This window comes from Pedobacter sp. SYSU D00535, assembly GCF_017355855.1.
GTDB lineage: Bacteria > Bacteroidota > Bacteroidia > Sphingobacteriales > Sphingobacteriaceae > Desertivirga.
The window spans coordinates 357,792-376,725 of sequence record NZ_JAFEWD010000004.1 but is presented as its reverse complement, the minus strand read 5'-3'; the positions used below and the strand labels follow the sequence as shown (position 1 = coordinate 376,725).

Genomic DNA, 18,934 nt, shown 5'->3' with positions numbered 1-18,934 from the left:
ATTTACAAAATTACGGAACCCAATCTCCAATTGACTGCTTCAGAAATTGAGAGGATATCGACGAGATTTTGCAATGAGAAATGGGACTGGCTAAAGGATAAAGGAATTTCAGCGATAAATAGTTGGTTAGTTTGGATGTGCTGGCACGAGGGAATTCTAAAGAAAGATTAAAACAACTACTGGTAACACAGGCTCTTGCAAAAATGGCGGGCGACGTTGTTCTCGAAATTTTCTACATTTAACAAAGCTTTGTGCTGGGCGACAATGAAGTGCTTTCTATCCGCCATCTTCGCAAAGCCTAACCGTTACCTGCAATGCCATTACGACCGTGCAAACTAAAACGAAACTACTTTTACTTGGACTTTCATTGCTTGCATTTAGCTGTAATGAGACGACCAAATCAAATGAACAGACAATTAAAAACAACGACACGACCAAAATGTATCCTGAGAAATTTGATAGAACCAAACTAACTGCTGACGACAACAAAATATTAGCGGACTTTTCGACAAGACGAAATGCGTTTGACAATTTTATTAAAGACAACAACCTGAAACTTTTCACTTGTCCAGGTTGCGGTTTTCCGACACTTGTGGAGCGTGGTGTTCATGACATTTGTGATGTTTGTAATTGGCAGGACGACAACCAAGATGAAGAAAGTGCAGATGAGATTTGGGGCGGACCTAACTCTCGCCTTTCGTTGACAGACAATAGACTTAACATTGGTAAGATTCTCAACCAACTTGCAGATAGCTTGAATGGTGAAATTAACATTAGTCCAAATGAAGTAATTTCGATATTAGAAAATCACGACAAACGAATGAAAACAATGAACGATAAAATTTCACCGACAACGGATATTTCAGATCCACTTTGGACTGAATGGAGACATGAGACTAAGAAAGTGCTAATCGATTTAATTAAACAAAAATGACTTTCGACTTCGGACCATAGAGGTACATGCAGGTAACAGCACCTACCCAAAAGGCGGGGTTTCGTACTCCGCAGACAGTTTTGTGGTTAATCAAACATTAGTTTTTCAAATCATGTTTTGTGGTAATAGTCCCGCCCTTCGGGTAGCTGCAAAACGTTAGCGGTCAGCATACCAAATTAACGACACATTGCAAAACGCAAAGTTATTATTAGCGACTATAGTTTATTTTGCACTCATAAATACGACATATTTCTGGGAGGGAAAACTTGGCTTTTTTGCAATGCTAGCATACTTAATTTTAGTGATTGCGTTTATAGTTCTAGCTGTTGCACTTATAAAACAGATTTATAGAGCATTCAAAGAAAAGCTGAAAAATCGACAAAGATTATTTGTTATAACTCTGATGACTTTAGTACTGACTTCTTCTTTTTTAATGCCTTATGGAGTAATAGATTTTGACAAATTAACAGGAAAAAATGTCCTTGAAGCATACAGAGAAGGTTCTGCAAATTGTACAATCAACTATAAGCTTAAAGAAAATAAAAAGTTCAGAGCGACAAATGTTTGCTTCGGTGTATCTCAGGTAAGCGGCAATTACGAAATAAAAAACGACACAATCTATTTTACAGAGACCGACCTTTTTGGCAGAAATAATGGGACAAATAAAATCGGAATTATAAAGCCTTTAAATTCGAAAAAAGATAAAAAATTATCGGCTTTACTGCTTTATGACGACAAGAACGATAGGACAGCAATAGAGCTGGTTATTACTCGAAACGAACTGAACGAAATGCCGAACCGCTAACACCGGCTAAAAGTTATGCCGGTTGACGTGCGTACTCCAAATTTTCTGCTTTTTAATTACATTAGTGCTGACGCGGCGGAAGTGCTATTTAATCCGGCACAACTCTTAGCCTTAAGGTTACTGGTAAGCTTAAGAAAACCAGACAACCGAACAAAGACCTACAAGTATGAAAATACAAGAAGAGAAAGACAGACAGAAACAACTTCTCAAGGACTTCAAACTTAAAGAGAAGCAGAACTTTCTAAACAGTCTTCCTTTCCAAACAGGGAAGTTTCAGGACCTATTTGACTTTTTGAATGAGCGTTTGGAAGAGGACGAATGCGACGACACTTTGAGATTAACTACAGAATATTTGCGAGAGAATGGCTTGTACTCAGAAAAGGCGATAGACTTTTTGCAGCAGCACGGCGGTTATTGCGACTGTGAAGTACTCAATAATGTCGAAGAGAAATTTGAAGGACTATAAGAAAAGCCAACCAGTAACATCAGGTTTGAGTTATGCCCGGTTGACGTGGTTCTCGAAGTTTTCTGCTTTTTAACTACTTTAGTGCGGGGCGACAGTGAAGTGCTTTTAATCGGGCACAACTCAAACCCTTAACCGTTGGATGAAATTGCAGGAAAAGCCCGCCTCGGAATTTGTGCGTTGATTAGCAATGAAGCATCCCGCAGATGCTTTAGCAGGAAGACCAGGGCGAAATGCAGAAGCAGACTTCTAAGCGTGGAGCTATGGTCTTGCAGCCTGTTTGGGACAAACAGCATTGCTTAACAAAGCACAAATGAGGATTGTTTTGTTTTGGACGAGCTTTTCCTAAATATTTTTCTGCGGACAGTCACTTCGCTTATTACCTATAAACGAAATGCCTATCTTATCGCCAAAAATAAGCAACTTCATCCAACAATAGCTAAACGCAATACCGGGGACTGCCATTCGGCACGGAGCGGTACATGCGTTTAGCCGTAACATTACAAGCTATTTTAAAAAACCGGACATGCGCCACACGACAGCCTTACTAATTCTTGTGCTCGCGCTTGCTTCTTGTGACAATCAGATAAAATTCGACAAAAAAGCGTGGAGAACTAAAGACGACATTTTTCCTTGTAAATGTAGGGAGCGAATGATTGAGGATTTAACCAAAAATCACACGCTCCTCGGACTAAAGAACAGTGAGCTTACAGGACTTTTAGGGCCTCCGGACATCGAACAAGATTTGAACATTGGGTACTACCTGGAAGTCGACTACGGTTCAGATATTGACCCAGTTAGCACGAAGACTTTATCTTTCAGCTTAAACAGTGACTCGACAGTCAAGCACTATCGAATAGAGGAGTGGAATAAATAAAAACAGCTTGTAACATTAAGTTTAAATTATGCCCGGGCGACGTGGTTCTCGAAGTTTTCTGCTTTTTAATTACATTAGTGCAGCCCGACACGGAAGTGCTGTTAAGCGGGCACAATATAAACTATAACCGTTAACTGCAATTACAGATGAAACTCAAGCCAGCCTTACTCGTTATTTTCTTCTTTGGAGTTTGGGTCTTGCTTAAAAATTACAAATCCTTGTATAGCGACTTTCAGTATTCAACTAAGGCTCCGGAAGGAACGACAATTGACAATATGAAACAAGGTGAATGGAAGACTTACTATTTAAACGGCAATATAAAGTCTCTTGAGACTTTTAAAGACGACACGTTAAACGGTCCAAGCTTGTTTTACAATCCTAATGGAACAATACGAGCAAAATCAACATACCGTGACGGCATAAAGGTGGACTCGTTTGTAATGTATCACTCAAATGGAAAACCAAACAGTGAGGAGTGGCTTGATGAAAAGGGAAAAGCCCAAGGAGTTTTTAAGATATATTATAGCAACGGAAACTTGAGTCAGATTGGAAAGAATAAAGATGGCAATTTAGACGACACTAGCAGAACTTTTTACGAAAGTGGAGCTCTAAAAACAATTGAATTTTACAAGAATAAAATGAAAAATGGGACGTGGAAATACTATAATGAACGCGGTCGCTTGACCAAGACTGAAATATACGAAAACGACTCATTGCTTAAAAAGTAACTGCAGTTAACATCGGCTAAAAGTTATGCCGGTTGACCTACGAGCTCGAACTTTTCTGCTTTTTACTTACTTTAGTACAGGCAGCGGTGGAAGTGCTATTAATCCGGCACAACTCTTAGCCTAACCGTTGGCTGCAATGGTGACAAACCCTACAACATGAGACTACCTACAATACATGGTTATATTGACCGACGGATTTTAATCAATTTCACGGCTGATCCAGATGTTGTACGGAAAATTGTTCCTGAACCATTTAGGCCGAAAGTCTTTAAAGACAAAGCCATCGTCGGTATTTGCCTCATCCGACTAAAAAACATCAAACTCAAAGGACTTCCAGACTTCCTTGGAGTATCATCTGAAAACGGAGCACATCGCATTGCTGTAGAGTGGGACGAAGAAGGGGAAACCAAAGAAGGCGTTTACATCCCAAGGCGTGACACATCGCTGAAACTGAACACAATTTTAGGCGGACGATTATTTCCAGGTAAACACTATTTAGCCAAGTTCAATGTTAAAGAAGGTGACGGTAATTATCACGTTGACTTTACTAGTTCTGACAACACAAGCATTTCCATAGATGCTAAAGAGACAAATACTTTCCCGTTGAACTCCATATTCGACACATTAGAGAATGTATCCCAGTTTTTTGAGAAAGGCGCTGTTGGTTATTCGCCAAGCCGTGACAAATACGAAGGACTGAAATTACAGGCTTACTCTTGGCAAGTACGGCCGCTTGAAGTGCAGAATGTTAATTCCAGCTTTTATGCGAACGAAAAAGTATTCCCTAAAGGCTCTATTCAGTTTGACAATGCGCTTCTTATGACTAAAGTGGAACACGAGTGGAAAAGCATGGAAGACAAACCACATGCAGCCAACAGCGGTTTGGCAAAAGCAGGGCTGACGAACATAGGTTAAACTTTATATCTTTATTCAGCATTGGTGCAAGTGTAGGCAGACGTAATTCTATTTCCCTGCCTTCGCCAAGCCGTTTCACGTTAGCTGTCAGGCTAAAACGACACCCGTAAATGACACATTACCGACTTCAAATACCAAGTTTCAATCAATACAAATTCGCTTGGGCTGAATTGACACAAGAAGCAACTATTTCGAAGGAATTTCCTCAATGTCCAAAATGTAATCGTGCAATGGGACAACGTTACTGGCTGCCACCTCATGACATCATTTTAAAGCAACCAAAAAAGGTAGGAGACTTTGTTGGTGGTGTAATCGGAACGGACTTAATTGTTTCTCAACGTTTCAAGGACAAATATCAAGAAAGTGACATGTCTGGAATATCAAAGTTTATAGAGCTTAATGTGGTACAGATGGGAACTAGCAAAAATACGCCTTATCCCATTCCCAAACTATTTGGAGCAGCCGTTGAAACTGTAAATACAAAGGTGGACTACGACAAAATGGGCGTGTCTTGGTTTTCCAAACCAAAGAAAAATAATTGTGATTTATGTTGCCCGGGTGGAGGCGGAGATGGAGGAATTTATCAAACTTATGAAAAGGTAGTTTTAAAACAAGAAACTCTGACCCAGAATGACTTTTTTATCCCAATTAACTTCACCGGGAACATAATGGTTACAGAAAGAGCTAAAGAATTTATTGACCGAAACCAATTTACTAACGTTCAATTGACACCAGATTTTGACGCTAAACACGACATATTCAAAGTAGATTAACAAAGCCCGAACAGCTTACACAGCCTTTACAAAAATGGCGGGCGACGTTGATCTCGAACTTTTTCTACATTTAACTAAGTTTTGTACCGGGGCGACAGTGAAGTGCTTTCTATCCGCCATCTTTGCAAAGCCCTAACCGTTAACGGCAAGTGTAAAAGCCCCTGAAGCACCCTATGTACTCCGACATGTAGCGCACGAACTTCGAAGGAAGTTAACGTTTTTAAATCAGGACTAAAGTCTAATAATCGCAGAAATCATGAATGCAATTGAATTTACCTGTTGGGAGGAAGATAAACCCTTAGAGATACAACTAGAGCCGGAAGCTTTCTGTTATACAGTTAATCCCGGAAACACAATAAAGTTTATTCCAACGAACTCGACGGATAGGTTTAGTTGGACATTGAGAATAACCCATAACAACAAAGGAGTTCAATTAATTCCAGACCCGCCAGATGCATACAACGAAATTGAAATCTATATGAATGGAAAACAAATAGAGAATATAGCTTCCTCTTAAGCAGTTAAAAAACACCAGCCGCTAACACCACCTTGCCACAATGCGGGGTGAAGTGCGTGTATGATCTTCAGTGCTTTTCACTAACTTTATCCGTAGGCGAAACTTTGGTGCTTATAATCCCGCACTGCGGCAAGCCTAACCGTTGTGTGCAAGTGTAAAAATGACAACCATCGATGCTATATTACCAGACTGGATTAGACGTCAAGCTTCACTTGGCCCGAATGTAGAAATTGCAGGCGACCCGCAAGAAAACGATGCTTTTTGGTATCTTTTGACGATGTGCTGTCCTTTGATGTTCGAGAGCTATGCTATAATTCTTCACCCTTTTTGGATTGAATCAAATGAAAGTAGCGAGTTCAAACCTGTCTCTTGGCCTGATTTTTTTAACTTATATAACAAACAGTTCACATTAGGGACTGCTAACCAAGTTCAAGAAGAAATACGAAAGGAAATTTTGAAGGAAGGTTGGCCTTCGGATATTCGTTATCCTGCTGAAGGGGACTGCGAGAATAGTCAGTTAATTTTCGTAAGAGATACCATCATACAGAATTTAGGTGACCAAGTAGTTAACTACTATTATTGCGTTTTGAAAACTCAGACATGGGAGCACGAAGTGTTTTACAAAGGTCAATTATCTGAGTTAGAAAGGTTATGGGGTAAAAGTGAGGTGAGAGACAATCCTACTGCTATTTACCCCGACACCCAAGAATGGTGTTTAGTTACCGATTATGATTTATCTTTTACCTATGTAGGTGGCCCAAAGCATCTTATAGGCTCTTTAACAAATAATGTGGGTTTAGATATTTATGAGTTAATTCCGAGATTTATGGAGAGTGTATAAAAAACACCAGCACACAACAACGGCTTATTACAATTGCGGCTGACGTGGTATACTTATTTTACTGCTTTCTATTACATTAGTACTGGATTAAAAGTGACGTGCAATTAATACCGCAACTGCCTTTAGATTCAGCCAGGATAAGGAGCTATTTGTTGATTGAATCCTTTACCGCTTGTTTTAAACGGAGACATCAAATAGAAATTAGAGTTCTCAGGCTCATTAGTAAGGCTTTGATGGCGTTTAAAACGGTTAACTATTTAGTTATCTCTAAACAGGTTAGAGGTATGGAATTGGCTTTTTTTATCGGAATTGATGTTTCAAAAAATGAGTTAGATTTTGCTGTAATGCACGGAAAACAACAGCTTTTGCATAGGGAAACCGGAAATAATTCAAAGGCAATAAAGCTGTTTTTGAAAAACTCCTTCAGCTTCCGGGGTTCGATTTAGCAAAGGCTGTTTTCTGCATGGAGCATACCGGTATTTATAATAATCATTTGCTGGTTACTTTGCATAAGCACAAGGCCCTTATATGTCTGGAACCTGCTACTCAAATAAAAAATTCTTTAGGCAATATTCGGGGAAAGAGCGACAAGGTAGATGCCGTAAGAATAGCTCAGTACGCCTATAAAAATCGCGATGGTTTACGATTATGGACTCCTAAACGGGGAATAATTTATGCCTTGGCCCAACTTTCTTCAACGCGTTCCCGGTTGATTCAGGTAAAGAAGATGTCTATCAACAGCAATAGGTGAAAATAATGCATTTCTTAGTAAAGAAATAGCTAAGGAAAACAAAAAGCTTTGCAGTTCATCTTTAAAGGCAATCGATACAGATTTAGCAAAGGCAGAAAAGGCAATCGATCAACTGATTCAAAGTGATCCTCAGCTTAGGCGTCTATTTGACTTAGTTACTTCAGTACCCGGCGTTGGAAAGATCACTGCTACGCAGGTCATCATCTGTACAAATGAGTTTAAAAATATTGATACCGCTAAAAAGTTTGCTTGTTACTCAGGAGTAGCCCCATTTAAAAAAGAGTCGGGAATGTATAAGGGTAAAACAATGGTTTCTAACATGGCAAATAAAAAAGTTAAAATGCTGCTCCACTTATCAGCCTTGGTAGCAATCCGGTATAACCAAGAGATAAAAGACTATTACCGGCGAAAGGTAACCGAGGGAAAGAAAAATAAAATGAGTGTAATTAATGCGGATAGGAATAAGCTTATTCTCAGAATTTTTGCTGGTGTAAACCGAGACAGGGAATATGAAAAAAATTATGCGAAATTAGTTGCTTGAATCATAGAAATCAACAAGCCTTAACCGTTACGCGGCAGCTTAAAAGACCGACACAGCTCTAATGAAGATTTATCTCAATGACCAAGACAAGAACTTTGACCGTCACTTGATTGAGTTGAAGAACCGACGAGTAATGAGCTATGACAGAAATCGACTGACCAGGAAAATTACGACAATAAATATCAACTCAGTTCTATCGTTGGATCAATTAAACCTTGATTTTTTTTATTCCTACCGAATCTTTCCTTCAAACATAATGAGCTTTAAGACCGAATGGGGCTACTTTGGTCGAGAGATGAGAGTAGGTGATACAATTGTCCAGCAAGCTTATATTCCGCCATTTCGAACGTTTTCGCAAAAGATAATTTTTGGAGTACGAATAAAGCAGGTGATCAATGAAGTAGGAAAAAAGGGATTTAGCTATGAGACATTGGAAGGACATGTTGAAAAAGGGATTTCAATATTTACAATAGAAGAGATTGAAAAGCAATTGAGTTTTAAAATAGAGACCTTTTCAACTCCAGGAAACTTTTTAACGAAGCTACTTGGCCCTATTATTTCGGTTCCCTACCAGACGTTTTGCACTAGAGCAGCTTTAGAGAACGTGAAACGACAGATTGAATGCAAATAAAAATAAAAAAAGCCGTCCGCATAACATCAGCTTGCCACAATGCGGGTTGTAGTACGAATAGGAACTTCAGTACATTTTACTAATTTTATCCATAGGCGAACTTTTTGTGCTTTTAATCCCGCACAGCGGCAAGCCTAACCGTTAGCAGCAAGCTAAAAAACATGAAACGTCTCATACTGAGCCTTCTGACAGTCTTGCTTATCGAAGTCTCGAGTGCTCAAACTTTGACAAAAAATTATGTAGACGCTTGGATTTCAGCGACCTTTCCTGGAGCAGAGATCGACGACGAAGTTGTTTACGTTTTGAATGGTCATGTTATTCCAATAGACTCCTTGTCTTTTCTACTTTCAAAGTATCAAACTCAGGATTTAACTGGTATTAACTACATTGACAGAACCACAATCAGTAACGCGATTCTTTGTATACCACCGACAGGCGTTGTTATTCTTCAAACAAAAGGAACTCAATCAAAAAAGTTAATCAAAGAATATTTTGGAGAAGCGAAAAGGAAATATCAACAGCCACCTGTAATTGTAACGGCTGACATTGCGCCCAAAAGCGGCGAGCCCGTTTTAATTGTTAATGGAAAACAAATCTTTCGTAAAGAGGCATATAACATGATTCAAAACATCAAATTAAATAAAATTATAGGTATAAATATTATTAACCGACCTGTTGCCAAAAGTATATATGGTGAAAATGCGCCTAATGGACTTATAGTCATAACTACATACTAAAATAATTAGCTGCTAACATAGCCTCTGTTGCAATTGCGGAGTCCGTGGTTATGTCATTTCTCAGCTTTCTACTACATTAGTGCTGGCTTGAGAGCGAAGAATAAACAATTCCGCAACTGCGACAAGCCTTAACCGTTACTTGCAATTGAAATGACGCATCCTCTTAGACAGCATATCGAAGAAATAATCAGCCTTACTGATGAAGAATTTGATTTCATTTTGAGTCATTTTGAACTGGTAAGAAAACGGAAGCACCAGTATATAGTTCAGGAAGGAGAGATTGTTAATAAAGAATATTGGGTAATAAAAGGCTGTTTAAAAACCTTTTTTATTGATAATAATGGAAAAGAACATATTCTTCAATTTGGAATGGAGAATTGGTGGATTACTGATTATGAATCATACGTAAAACAAACCAAATCAAAAACTTTTATTGACTGTATCGAAGACAGTGAATTGTTATATATAACTTTTGAAAACAGAGAAAAATTAACTGCCGGAATGCATAAAATGGAGCGATTTTGGGCTAAAAAGAGTAAAATTGGTCGAATTGCCCTTCAAAATAGAATCATATCCTTATTACAGAATTCGGCTAAAGAACGGTATGAATTACTCCTTGAACAGTATCCAAAACTTTTTCAACGTGTTCCTAAAAAAATGATAGCAGCCTACCTGGGTGTTTCGAGAGAAACACTTAGTAGACTAAATTCCTAATTCATTTCCCCTATTGCTTCCTTCATGTGACATACCTCACATGAAGGAAGTGACATGCCTCCTTCTTAATTATTTTTCCTAACTGCAGCTTTGTATGGTAACTAATCTAGTAGAAAGACTATGCCATACATTAACATTAAAGTTACTGACGAACAAGTAACAAAAGATCAGAAACGTCTACTGATCGAAGGAGCCACACAGTTGGTTGTTGACATACTCAATAAGGACCCTAAAACAACCCATGTGGTTATTGAAGAAATACCATTGGGAAATTGGGGCGTCAACGGGAAGCAGTATTTAGGAATTAAAAAGTAAGAAAATGAAAAACAAAACAGTAATTATTACAGGAGCATCCACAGGAATTGGTAAAGGAATTTCTAAATACTTCATTGAGCGAGGAAGTAATGTAGTGATGAATTCTTCTAACAAAGAGAATTTGGAAAGGACTTTTAAAGAATTAGGCTCTCCTGAAAATGCTGTGTATTTAGTTGGAGATATCAGTAAACAAGAAACTGGTCAAAAACTGGTACATGTAGCATTAGATAAATTCAATACTATTGACGTCTTGGTCAATAATGCAGGAATATTTGCACCTAAACCCTTTTTAGATGTTGAAGAAAAAGATTTAGACTTTTATTGGAGTGTTAACTTAAAAGGAACGTATTTCACTTCGCAGGCAGTTATTCCTCAGATGGTAAAACAAGGAAATGGCTCTATAATAAATATCGGGACGGTCTTAGTAGAACACGCAATAGGCGGATTCCCGGCAACAGCCCCGATAACAACCAAAGGTGCAATCCACTCTTTGACAAGGCAATTGGCAGCAGAGTTCGGGAAAAACAACATCAAAGTGAACACTATTGCTCCTGGAATAATAAGAAGTCCGTTACAAGGGAAAATGGGTGTAGAAGATGCTGATAGTTTGGCAGGACTGCATTTATTAAACCGAATTGGAGAAGTTCATGAAATTGCAGAAGCAGCCTATTTCTTGGCTACTTCCGATTTTGTAACAGGAGAAACCATTAACGTAGCCGGAGGGCACACAGTTGGACATTCTATCTAAAGAAATAAATCATGTATAGCAAAAACATAGAAGAAATAGAAGGTTTAATAACTATTTACTTCGAAGGTATTTTTTATGGAGATATAGCTAAACTTACAACCTGTTTCCATGAAAATGTTTATATGTATGGAGATATCAAAGATGTTGACTATTTAAAAAGTGTAAAGGAATATCTCGAAGGAGTTGAAAATAGACAAAGCCCTAATGATTTGAACGAGACTTTCAAAATGAAAATTATTGGAATAGAAATTCTGGGGAAAATTGCCATAGCCAAATTACATGTTCCTATGCTTGGATATAATTATTATGACTATCTATCATTAGTTAAAATCAATAATGATTGGAAGATTGTAAACAAACTATTCTCTCATATCGAATAAATAAAGAAAAGTTGCTAACACTGTATAAAAGCAATAGCGGTTTGAAAGGATATTTCTTCCAAACTGCTACTGCTTTTATATTTGCCCATTATAACTAGGCCAATGTAACACCTAAATGATTAAGAGCGAAGAAATTTTAGACCAGTTAGACAAATGCAATTCTGAATTTACGTTTCCAATGTTGGATAATGGCTACGTATATCCAGCAGGTACGAAACTTACCGCTTATCGAGATGACAAACGCTGGGTAATTGTTATAGAAGCTATTGGTTTTAGTTATCGAGGTGGTGGACATAATGGAATTACAAATTGCTTGCATGTCTATGGAAATTGTTTGAGCTACGAACCAGGCACCCGAAATGAAAATTTCCTTTACCTGACAGACGATGCTGATGATTGTAGCACTTTTGACGACGAGGAAAGCTTTTACCTTAATCCAGACTGTGATAGTTTTAAGTTAAGAGGAAGCCTTATGCCTCTCATTCAAGATAGAAATCAATACAAATCTTCAGGAATTGACATTGAGGATGAAATAAGGATAAATGCGTTTGAGTTCCTTAGATTGCTTGACGCGTTACATCACGAGAAACTTGTTGCGACCGAAACTGAAATACGTGAAAGAGTTCCAAACGACCTTCCGAGAATAATAGAACTTCATGACTGGTTTCATCCAGACGTTGTTAATGGTGAGTTACCCAGCGAAAACGAGACTTTTAAGCAAATAGCTGAAGTTTTGAAAACTGGAAGCATTGCAGCTTATAGACCAACTCATACACCAAATACTCATTGGAAAAACTGGCCGGAAGGTGGAACTCTTTAGGAAAAATCAAAAGTGCCTACCTATACCATTGCTGCAAGCGTGGCAGGAATGGAACTATGTAGCTGACGAATAACAAGGCATCTGATTATCTTTACCGGTTTGCACTGCTGCCAATGCCACGCCTGACAGCAATGCTTTAATATTAGGTGTAATTTAAAGAAACCCAGTGGCTACATTCAATCTGATAATATTATTTCTGCTATTATCGACTTTTCAGCCGACAGATAATTCATTTGACTTCAAAGAAGATATTGAACGGGATAAGCGGATATTGAAGGTAGAGAATTATACTGGGAATGCACAGCTTCGACAATTTGAGAGGTTTAAGAGCATAGACTTATCGGAATTCAAATTTTCTTTTCAAAAAGAGCGAACGACATCATTGAAAAAATGGAAGAGAAACACTGGCAGTCTACGTGAGTTTTATCAAATAGATTGCAAAATATCCGTAGACACAGTTGTTAGTTTTACAGATGTTGACACAAAAGCAATCTTGAATAGAGTTTCAGTAAAGGCAACTTTCAGTTTTAGAACTTATATCTTTAAGTTAGTTAACAAGCCAAGAGACTGGTATTACATGACTAACTTACGAGACGGATTAGTTGAAACTAGTGTCGACGGCATTGAAAGCAATATTGCACCTGAAACTATTGCGGTTGGAAGCGACATTGCTTGCTGGAAAGCCAAGGCTGAAACAGATAAAATGTTAAAAAACAGATAAATTACATCTAATACCGATTCAAATCATGCCCAGTTGACGTGGTTCTCAAAGTTCTCTGCTTTTTAGTTACTTTAGTGGAGCTCGATACGGAAGTGCTACCAACCAGGCACCGTATCAACACTAACCGTTATAGCCAAGGCTTAAAGACGACAACGAATTTTGATACATTAAAGTAAGTGACAGCCAGAATTATTTATGGGCAGAACATTTGAAATACTTGGATCAGTAACACTAATTTCACTTGTTGCTTTTTCTGTTTCCACTAAAGGATTACTGGTTTTCTTTGATTGTTTTACTCAGACACCTGTTAGCGCGCTAACGTTTTCTAATTACATGTTTCCGGCTCTGGTGACACTGACTATTGCCACTACAACAATAATACAATTTTGCAGGCGATTATTTTTCCACAGACATCTACTTAAGATTCCAAAGTGGGTAGACAACAAAATACCTCGCGGAGTTTTGCTTTTATTAACTATTTACACCGTCATTTGGCAGACAAATTATTTTTTCTGGGTAGCAAAAAATCAAGAAGCTTTTGTAATCATGGCAGACATCATATGCATTTTATGTTCAATCTTTATAGCAATCATATTGTTAAAACCTAATAGAACAAAAACTGAATACGCATAACAAACTCGATAAAACGAATGGATACGTCCCGGAAAGCACCGTCCATAACAGCACATTTGCAATAGTCGGGGTTACGTTCCCTACAGACGGCTTCGCGTATGCGATAAGTTCAGTGCTTCGATAAACATTAATACTGAAGATCCCGCCCATCGCAAATCTCCAAAACGTTCATTTTGAAAGAAAAGCAGCTGGTAACATCACCTTTGCAAAAATGGCTGGGTATGTTCATCTCAATCTTCTACATTTAACTTAGTATTGTGGCAAGCGACAATGACGTGCTTTCTATCCGCCATCTTCGCAAAGCCTTAACATTAAGACAAGTTCAAGAAGACTAAATTCACCTTCAAGTAAGATGAAAAACTATCAGAGAATATTAATTGCAATTGCATCTTCATTCCTTTTAACAAACTGCGGAGATAGCAAATCAGCACCAGCAGAGGCAACAATCAGTACACAAACGACTCCACCCCCGACAGAGGAAAAAATCAGCGAAGAAAAGATAGCGGAAGAAAAACAGATTGGGGATGAGCCAAAGCCTTCTAGCTTTACGGCGGTTTGCGAAGAGAAAGAGGAAAAGAATCCTGAATCTGAAGACCCGATAATCATCAAAACCTGTTCATATAAGAATTACCGAACCATCTCGACTGGTACACCTGATTTCAAGGGCCGCTATAGCTATGAAAATGACCTCTATAAATTAGAGGCAGGTAGATATAAGAAGATCGCAAATTCAGCGCTCTTCAACCAAAAACAAAGCGACTTGCTCAAACAAATAAACCAAAAAATAAAGACTGAGTATCTGAAGCTCTTAGAAGACCCTGAAAATAAAGAATGCTTAGAGGGGGCAGAACCAATCCGTGATTATGAAATGGATGAATTAAGAATTGGCTTTGAAACGGACCAAATTTTTTTTAAGGTAGAGTTTGGGCTTCCAAGTGCTTGTCTTGCTGTTGGCGGGACTTCGGTTTCCTTCAAACTACAAGAGGTAGAACATTATCTAAATAAATAAAAAACAGCCCCTAAACATTGTAGAAACATTAAGCCTCGGCCGACGGCCTCGCTGGTTATATACTAACCGTCGACGGTAATTTCAACGGACGCAGACAAGGTAAATTGACAATGGACCTACTGAAGGACATAGTAATAGTTGCAGATGCGCGACAAACAGCGATCGATACACTTATAAGTTAACTTAATAAATGTCCCTACCTTATAAACCGTTAAATTAGACCTGGAAAATATGAAACCAAGAATTTCAGTACTCACATTAGGCGTGGCGGATCTGGAGAAGTCGGTTGAGTTTTATCAAAACGGACTAGGATTAACAACCGAAGGAATTATCGGGAAGGAATTTGAACACGGTGCGGTCGCATTTTTCGATTTACAAAGCGGCTTGAAGTTAGCGCTCTGGCCAAGAAAAAGTATAGCGAATGACACTGGTATTCCTCTACAAGCTCCTTCTTCGTTAGAGTTTACTATTGGCCACAATCTGACGAGCAAAGAAGAAGTAAATGCGGTAATGGATCTTGCCGAAAAGGCGGGAGCCAAAATCATTAAACCTGCTACGGATACTTTTTGGGGTGGTTATGCAGGTTATTTTCAAGATCCTGACGGTCATCTTTGGGAGATCGTTTACAATCCGGATCTCTTACCGGAAGAAGACTACTAAAAAACAGGCGTAGAGAACAACAGGGATCTGGTCTTAGCGGTGGAAGATCAGGGCTGACATCTCGTCCAGTGGTGATCTTGCCGCGAATCACCCGGTAAAACGTCGCGTTTACACTCTTTTTACCTGCACCTAAACAGGCAACTTTGAGACCTAAAGATTACGAAAAATGAGAAAAATAATCTCCTTCATGCACGTATCGCTGGACGGTTTTGTTGCCGGCCCAAATGGCGAAATGGACTGGATTAAAGTTGACGAAGAAATTTTTGATTTTGTTGGGAAGCGGATAAGTGAAGGCGACACCGCATTATACGGACGGGTAACCTATCAGATGATGGAAAGCTACTGGCCCACCGCAGCTGACCAGCCTACCGCAACGAAGCACGATATCGAACATTCGAAATGGTACAGCCAGGTTCATAAAATCGTCTTGTCGAAAACGATGAGCGAAGCTGGATTGACGAACATAGAAGTCATTAACGATAAGCTCTCCGACAGGATAAATGAGATAAAGCAGCGGCCAGGTCAGGACATCTTGCTTTTTGGCAGCCCGACAGCCACACATTCGCTGATGCAACAGAATTTAATTGACGGCTACTGGCTATTTATGAATCCAATTATTCTTGGGCGGGGAATTCCATTGTTTGCCGACATCAATGAGAAAGTGAATCTAAAACTTCTCAGTACCCGGCAGTTTACTTCCGGCGTAACGGAACTGAATTACATCGTAGACAGCCAATAAGAACCAAGGTTTGCAATTACATCAATTGAAACAGCAGAAAAAGCCTAAGCTTATGCTATAGAACCATTAAAACCTAATATATGAGAAAGCTAATTGCAGGAATCAACATGACGCTTGATGGGTTTAGCGATCATACAGCAGTAAGTCCGGATGACGAAATACATCAACATTATGCTGATCTCTTAGCTAATTCAGGCGTTGTCCTGTATGGGCGAATCACTTTCCAGCTCATGAAGTACTGGCAAACGGTGGTGGAGAATCCCACAGGAAACAAAGCAACAGACGAATTCGCAGTGAAAATGGACCAACTACCAAAAATTGTATTTTCCCGTACCTTAGCGGATGTAGAGTGGGAAACTGCGACGCTGGCCAGCCGATCGCTGGAACAGGAAGTTTCGGAACTCAAACAGCAAGCGGGTAAAGATATTCTAGTGGGTAGTCGGAGTTTAATCATTCAATTGATGAACCTTAATCTCATTGATGAATTTCAGCTCTGCATTCACCCGGTTATTGCCGGACGCGGATTGCCATTATTTGAGAACGTACATAACAGGACTAGTTTCAGCCTTATAAAGACGAAAACCTTTCGTAGTGGGGCAGTAACCCTATATTATGAGCCGACGACTAATCCTGCCTGACAGCAGAAGCCCTGCTTCCACTAAAAAGTGTAATCTATGGATTTAAAAAAATTAGTTATCCGTTTCATGAAGCTAGCTAAACAGCAATTCTACTTGCCTGTAGCGCTCAGCATGCTGCTGCTTCTGCTATCTGTCCAAACTCATGCGCAGGTACAGCTCCCGAAACTATTTGGGCAAGGAATGGTACTGCAAAGGGAAGCCGATATTCCGGTTTGGGGAAGCGCAGCGCCAGGGAGTCAGGTCGTGGTAGAGCTGGGAAAAAACCGGGTTAAGGCAGTGGCGGGACCAGACGGTAAATGGAAGCTTCAGCTGCCAGCAATGAAAGCCGGGGGGCCGTATGTGATGACCGTTTATGAAGGAAGCCAGCCCGTACCTGCTATCCGATTTGAAGAGGTATTAATTGGCGATGCGTGGCTCGCTTCTGGTCAGTCGAACATAGAATGGCAGGTGCAGCAATCAATGAATGCAGGCTCAGAAATTAAAGCCGCTAACTACCCGAACATACGTTTTTTCATCGTCCCGCACGACAAAAGCGTGCAAGTAAAGGAGGATGTGAAAGGAGGCTCCTGGAAGGCTATGGATTCTGTGCATGTAAAAACTGCCTCAGCCGTAGCGTACTATTTTGCCAAATCGATTCAGGCCGATTTGAAGATACCTATCGGGATTATTCAGTCGACCTGGGGTGGTACTCCCGTGGAGGCCTGGACGAGCAGAGAACAATTACTCAGATCAGAGTCAAGCAGAAAGATCGTCCTTCAAAACGACTCGGTGACGGAGAAGCATTTTATAAAAGACAGCCTGGATCTGATCCGCTTTTGGGACATTGTTTACCATCCTAAAAACCTCAGGGATAAAACGATCCCACAAGTAAGTTTTGACGATTCAGAATGGCCCGAACTCCCTATGCCCAATACGCTGAAAGACTGGCCTATCCCCTTCTACGAAGGCATGGTCTGGATGCGAAAAACGTTTGAACTGCCGGAAGGCATGGCCGGAAAAGAGCTGCATGTAGAACTGGGGCGTCCGGAAATGAATTATTCGCTCTACATAAACGGTCACGAGATCAGTAGAAACGTTTGGAACGCTAATCTTTCACACCGCTACAGGATTCCGCCGGGTCACCTGAAGCCTGGGAAAAATGTACTTGCTGTGCGTATGGCCTTTCTTTGGGGCGGCGGCGGCTTCCATCCGCCTGCCTCGCAGATGTATCTTACGGATGGCAAAACCAACATCAGCTTGGCAGGCAACTGGAAATACATGAAAGACCTGGAGCCCGCTATTCCTAAAATTAACAATTACCATCGTTATCCTAACTATCTCTACAACGCGATGATTCATCCCCTGATTCCCTACGGATTAAAGGGCTTTCTTTGGTATCAGGGCGAGGACAACGTTTCAGATCCCCTAGCCTATCGTAGTCTATTTCCGATGTTGATGGAAGACTGGAGAAACAGGTGGAAACAGGGTAATCTGGCCTTTCTGTATGTGCAACTCGCTAACTACCTGCCTAGCAAAGTTGAGCCTGCAGAAAGCAACTGGGCGGCACTTCGGGAAGCGCAAACGATGGCTCTATCCCAAGCGAATACGGGGATGGCTTGTATTATCGACATCGGAGAAGCCGGAGATATTCATCCCAAAAATAAACACGAAGTAGGCAGAAGGCTGGCTTTAGTGGCAAAGAACAAAGTCTACAAGCAGCCGGTGCAATCATCGGGGCCCCTCTTTCAACAACAAAAAATAGAGGGCGATAAGATAAGGCTGCGTTTTAGCGAAATCGGCTCCGGCCTTGCCCTTCGGGGAGCTGGTCCGTTAAAAGGTTTTGCCATTGCCGGCAGCGACCGGAAGTTCTACTGGGCGGAGGCAATGATCCTTGGAAATGAAGTGATCGTAAGTTCCGGGAAGGTCAGGACACCTGTTGCCGTTCGTTATGCCTGGGCCGATAATCCGGATGGCAACCTGATCAATAAGGAAGGCTTGCCAGCGGTTCCCTTCCGCACGGACGACTGGAGCCTTAGCCCGGAAAAGTAGAGGAATCTCCATAAAA

25 protein-coding genes are annotated in these 18,934 nt (G+C 40.1%); all 25 read left to right on the top strand.

Annotated features, from left to right (window positions below; all coding sequences use genetic code 11):
- The first annotated feature begins 328 nt into the window (after positions 1 to 328).
- The 25 genes from J4N23_RS12235 to J4N23_RS12115 all read left to right on the top strand — a co-directional run bounded on the left by J4N23_RS12235 (position 329) and on the right by J4N23_RS12115 (position 18,918).
- Positions 329 to 934, top strand: coding sequence for a CPCC family cysteine-rich protein (locus J4N23_RS12235; RefSeq protein WP_207427643.1), 606 nt, complete (start codon positions 329 to 331; stop codon positions 932 to 934).
- 187 nt (positions 935 to 1,121) lie between these two features.
- Positions 1,122 to 1,739 (top strand): hypothetical protein, encoded by a 618-nt coding sequence (locus J4N23_RS12230; RefSeq protein ID WP_207427642.1) that lies wholly within the window; start codon positions 1,122 to 1,124, stop codon positions 1,737 to 1,739.
- 166 nt (positions 1,740 to 1,905) lie between these two features.
- Complete coding sequence (locus tag J4N23_RS12225) at positions 1,906 to 2,205, top strand: DUF2695 domain-containing protein (protein ID WP_207427641.1); 300 nt, start codon at positions 1,906 to 1,908, stop codon at positions 2,203 to 2,205.
- A 649-nt stretch (positions 2,206 to 2,854) separates the two neighbouring features.
- On the top strand, positions 2,855 to 3,079 hold the full coding sequence (locus J4N23_RS12220; protein WP_207427639.1) for a hypothetical protein: 225 nt from the start codon (positions 2,855 to 2,857) through the stop codon (positions 3,077 to 3,079).
- Positions 3,080 to 3,225: 146 nt separating this feature from the next.
- Positions 3,226 to 3,807 (top strand): toxin-antitoxin system YwqK family antitoxin, encoded by a 582-nt coding sequence (locus tag J4N23_RS12215; RefSeq protein ID WP_207427637.1) that lies wholly within the window; start codon positions 3,226 to 3,228, stop codon positions 3,805 to 3,807.
- A gap of 156 nt (positions 3,808 to 3,963) precedes the next feature.
- Positions 3,964 to 4,722 carry a DUF2071 domain-containing protein gene (locus J4N23_RS12210; protein WP_207427635.1) on the top strand — a complete coding sequence of 253 codons (759 nt, stop codon included), beginning with the start codon at positions 3,964 to 3,966 and terminating at the stop codon, positions 4,720 to 4,722.
- A 110-nt stretch (positions 4,723 to 4,832) separates the two neighbouring features.
- The gene (locus J4N23_RS12205) at positions 4,833 to 5,495 is read left to right on the top strand and encodes a hypothetical protein (protein WP_207427628.1); all 663 of its coding nucleotides are present in this window, start codon (positions 4,833 to 4,835) and stop codon (positions 5,493 to 5,495) included.
- 256 nt (positions 5,496 to 5,751) lie between these two features.
- Positions 5,752 to 6,012, top strand: a complete 261-nt coding sequence (locus J4N23_RS12200) for a hypothetical protein (protein WP_207427627.1) — start codon at positions 5,752 to 5,754, stop codon at positions 6,010 to 6,012.
- A gap of 160 nt (positions 6,013 to 6,172) precedes the next feature.
- On the top strand, positions 6,173 to 6,853 hold the full coding sequence (locus J4N23_RS12195; protein WP_207427625.1) for a hypothetical protein: 681 nt from the start codon (positions 6,173 to 6,175) through the stop codon (positions 6,851 to 6,853).
- Positions 6,854 to 6,951: 98 nt separating this feature from the next.
- The gene (locus tag J4N23_RS12190; protein ID WP_207427623.1) at positions 6,952 to 7,299 is read left to right on the top strand and encodes a hypothetical protein; all 348 of its coding nucleotides are present in this window, start codon (positions 6,952 to 6,954) and stop codon (positions 7,297 to 7,299) included.
- A gap of 17 nt (positions 7,300 to 7,316) precedes the next feature.
- Positions 7,317 to 7,604 (top strand): transposase, encoded by a 288-nt coding sequence (locus J4N23_RS21255; RefSeq protein ID WP_370527267.1) that lies wholly within the window; start codon positions 7,317 to 7,319, stop codon positions 7,602 to 7,604.
- Entirely contained in the window at positions 7,597 to 8,145 is a 549-nt protein-coding gene (locus J4N23_RS12180) for a transposase (RefSeq protein WP_207427684.1), read from the top strand. The genes J4N23_RS21255 and J4N23_RS12180 overlap by 8 nt, the downstream gene beginning before the upstream one ends.
- Before the next feature lie 256 nt (positions 8,146 to 8,401).
- On the top strand, positions 8,402 to 8,776 hold the full coding sequence (locus J4N23_RS12175; protein WP_207427621.1) for a DUF1990 family protein: 375 nt from the start codon (positions 8,402 to 8,404) through the stop codon (positions 8,774 to 8,776).
- 161 nt (positions 8,777 to 8,937) lie between these two features.
- Positions 8,938 to 9,513, top strand: a complete 576-nt coding sequence (locus J4N23_RS12170; RefSeq protein ID WP_207427619.1) for a hypothetical protein — start codon at positions 8,938 to 8,940, stop codon at positions 9,511 to 9,513.
- Positions 9,514 to 9,663: 150 nt separating this feature from the next.
- On the top strand, positions 9,664 to 10,227 hold the full coding sequence (locus J4N23_RS12165) for a Crp/Fnr family transcriptional regulator (RefSeq protein WP_207427617.1): 564 nt from the start codon (positions 9,664 to 9,666) through the stop codon (positions 10,225 to 10,227).
- Positions 10,228 to 10,347: 120 nt separating this feature from the next.
- Complete coding sequence (locus tag J4N23_RS12160; RefSeq protein WP_207427615.1) at positions 10,348 to 10,542, top strand: 4-oxalocrotonate tautomerase family protein; 195 nt, start codon at positions 10,348 to 10,350, stop codon at positions 10,540 to 10,542.
- Positions 10,543 to 10,546: 4 nt separating this feature from the next.
- Positions 10,547 to 11,290 carry an SDR family NAD(P)-dependent oxidoreductase gene (locus J4N23_RS12155; protein WP_207427614.1) on the top strand — a complete coding sequence of 248 codons (744 nt, stop codon included), beginning with the start codon at positions 10,547 to 10,549 and terminating at the stop codon, positions 11,288 to 11,290.
- A gap of 11 nt (positions 11,291 to 11,301) precedes the next feature.
- Positions 11,302 to 11,670, top strand: a complete 369-nt coding sequence (locus tag J4N23_RS12150) for a nuclear transport factor 2 family protein (protein ID WP_207427612.1) — start codon at positions 11,302 to 11,304, stop codon at positions 11,668 to 11,670.
- Between the two features lie 115 nt (positions 11,671 to 11,785).
- The gene (locus J4N23_RS12145; RefSeq protein WP_207427610.1) at positions 11,786 to 12,490 is read left to right on the top strand and encodes a hypothetical protein; all 705 of its coding nucleotides are present in this window, start codon (positions 11,786 to 11,788) and stop codon (positions 12,488 to 12,490) included.
- 166 nt (positions 12,491 to 12,656) lie between these two features.
- Positions 12,657 to 13,211, top strand: coding sequence for a hypothetical protein (locus tag J4N23_RS12140; protein WP_207427608.1), 555 nt, complete (start codon positions 12,657 to 12,659; stop codon positions 13,209 to 13,211).
- A 985-nt stretch (positions 13,212 to 14,196) separates the two neighbouring features.
- Positions 14,197 to 14,853: a hypothetical protein gene (locus J4N23_RS12135; RefSeq protein WP_207427606.1), complete on the top strand. Its 657-nt coding sequence runs from the start codon at positions 14,197 to 14,199 to the stop codon at positions 14,851 to 14,853.
- A 231-nt stretch (positions 14,854 to 15,084) separates the two neighbouring features.
- Entirely contained in the window at positions 15,085 to 15,513 is a 429-nt protein-coding gene (locus tag J4N23_RS12130; protein WP_207427604.1) for a VOC family protein, read from the top strand.
- A gap of 166 nt (positions 15,514 to 15,679) precedes the next feature.
- A complete protein-coding gene (locus tag J4N23_RS12125) occupies positions 15,680 to 16,252 on the top strand; it encodes a dihydrofolate reductase family protein (protein WP_207427603.1) in 573 nt (190 codons plus the stop codon).
- A gap of 80 nt (positions 16,253 to 16,332) precedes the next feature.
- Positions 16,333 to 16,890, top strand: coding sequence for a dihydrofolate reductase family protein (locus J4N23_RS12120; RefSeq protein ID WP_207427601.1), 558 nt, complete (start codon positions 16,333 to 16,335; stop codon positions 16,888 to 16,890).
- 36 nt (positions 16,891 to 16,926) lie between these two features.
- Positions 16,927 to 18,918, top strand: a complete 1,992-nt coding sequence (locus tag J4N23_RS12115) for a sialate O-acetylesterase (protein WP_207427599.1) — start codon at positions 16,927 to 16,929, stop codon at positions 18,916 to 18,918.
- Positions 18,919 to 18,934 lie beyond the last annotated feature (16 nt).

Coding starts and splice junctions, on each gene's coding strand:
- J4N23_RS12225 (WP_207427641.1), top strand. CDS start 1,906: ATGAAAATACAAGAAGAGAAAGACAGACAGAAACAACTTCTCAAGGAC.
- J4N23_RS12220 (WP_207427639.1), top strand. CDS start 2,855: ATGATTGAGGATTTAACCAAAAATCACACGCTCCTCGGACTAAAGAAC.
- J4N23_RS12215 (WP_207427637.1), top strand. CDS start 3,226: ATGAAACTCAAGCCAGCCTTACTCGTTATTTTCTTCTTTGGAGTTTGG.
- J4N23_RS12210 (WP_207427635.1), top strand. CDS start 3,964: ATGAGACTACCTACAATACATGGTTATATTGACCGACGGATTTTAATC.
- J4N23_RS12205 (WP_207427628.1), top strand. CDS start 4,833: ATGACACATTACCGACTTCAAATACCAAGTTTCAATCAATACAAATTC.
- J4N23_RS12200 (WP_207427627.1), top strand. CDS start 5,752: ATGAATGCAATTGAATTTACCTGTTGGGAGGAAGATAAACCCTTAGAG.
- J4N23_RS12195 (WP_207427625.1), top strand. CDS start 6,173: ATGACAACCATCGATGCTATATTACCAGACTGGATTAGACGTCAAGCT.
- J4N23_RS21255 (WP_370527267.1), top strand. CDS start 7,317: ATGGAGCATACCGGTATTTATAATAATCATTTGCTGGTTACTTTGCAT.
- J4N23_RS12175 (WP_207427621.1), top strand. CDS start 8,402: ATGAGCTTTAAGACCGAATGGGGCTACTTTGGTCGAGAGATGAGAGTA.
- J4N23_RS12170 (WP_207427619.1), top strand. CDS start 8,938: ATGAAACGTCTCATACTGAGCCTTCTGACAGTCTTGCTTATCGAAGTC.
- J4N23_RS12165 (WP_207427617.1), top strand. CDS start 9,664: ATGACGCATCCTCTTAGACAGCATATCGAAGAAATAATCAGCCTTACT.
- J4N23_RS12160 (WP_207427615.1), top strand. CDS start 10,348: ATGCCATACATTAACATTAAAGTTACTGACGAACAAGTAACAAAAGAT.
- J4N23_RS12155 (WP_207427614.1), top strand. CDS start 10,547: ATGAAAAACAAAACAGTAATTATTACAGGAGCATCCACAGGAATTGGT.
- J4N23_RS12150 (WP_207427612.1), top strand. CDS start 11,302: ATGTATAGCAAAAACATAGAAGAAATAGAAGGTTTAATAACTATTTAC.
- J4N23_RS12145 (WP_207427610.1), top strand. CDS start 11,786: ATGATTAAGAGCGAAGAAATTTTAGACCAGTTAGACAAATGCAATTCT.
- J4N23_RS12135 (WP_207427606.1), top strand. CDS start 14,197: ATGAAAAACTATCAGAGAATATTAATTGCAATTGCATCTTCATTCCTT.
- J4N23_RS12130 (WP_207427604.1), top strand. CDS start 15,085: ATGAAACCAAGAATTTCAGTACTCACATTAGGCGTGGCGGATCTGGAG.
- J4N23_RS12125 (WP_207427603.1), top strand. CDS start 15,680: ATGAGAAAAATAATCTCCTTCATGCACGTATCGCTGGACGGTTTTGTT.
- J4N23_RS12120 (WP_207427601.1), top strand. CDS start 16,333: ATGAGAAAGCTAATTGCAGGAATCAACATGACGCTTGATGGGTTTAGC.
- J4N23_RS12115 (WP_207427599.1), top strand. CDS start 16,927: ATGGATTTAAAAAAATTAGTTATCCGTTTCATGAAGCTAGCTAAACAG.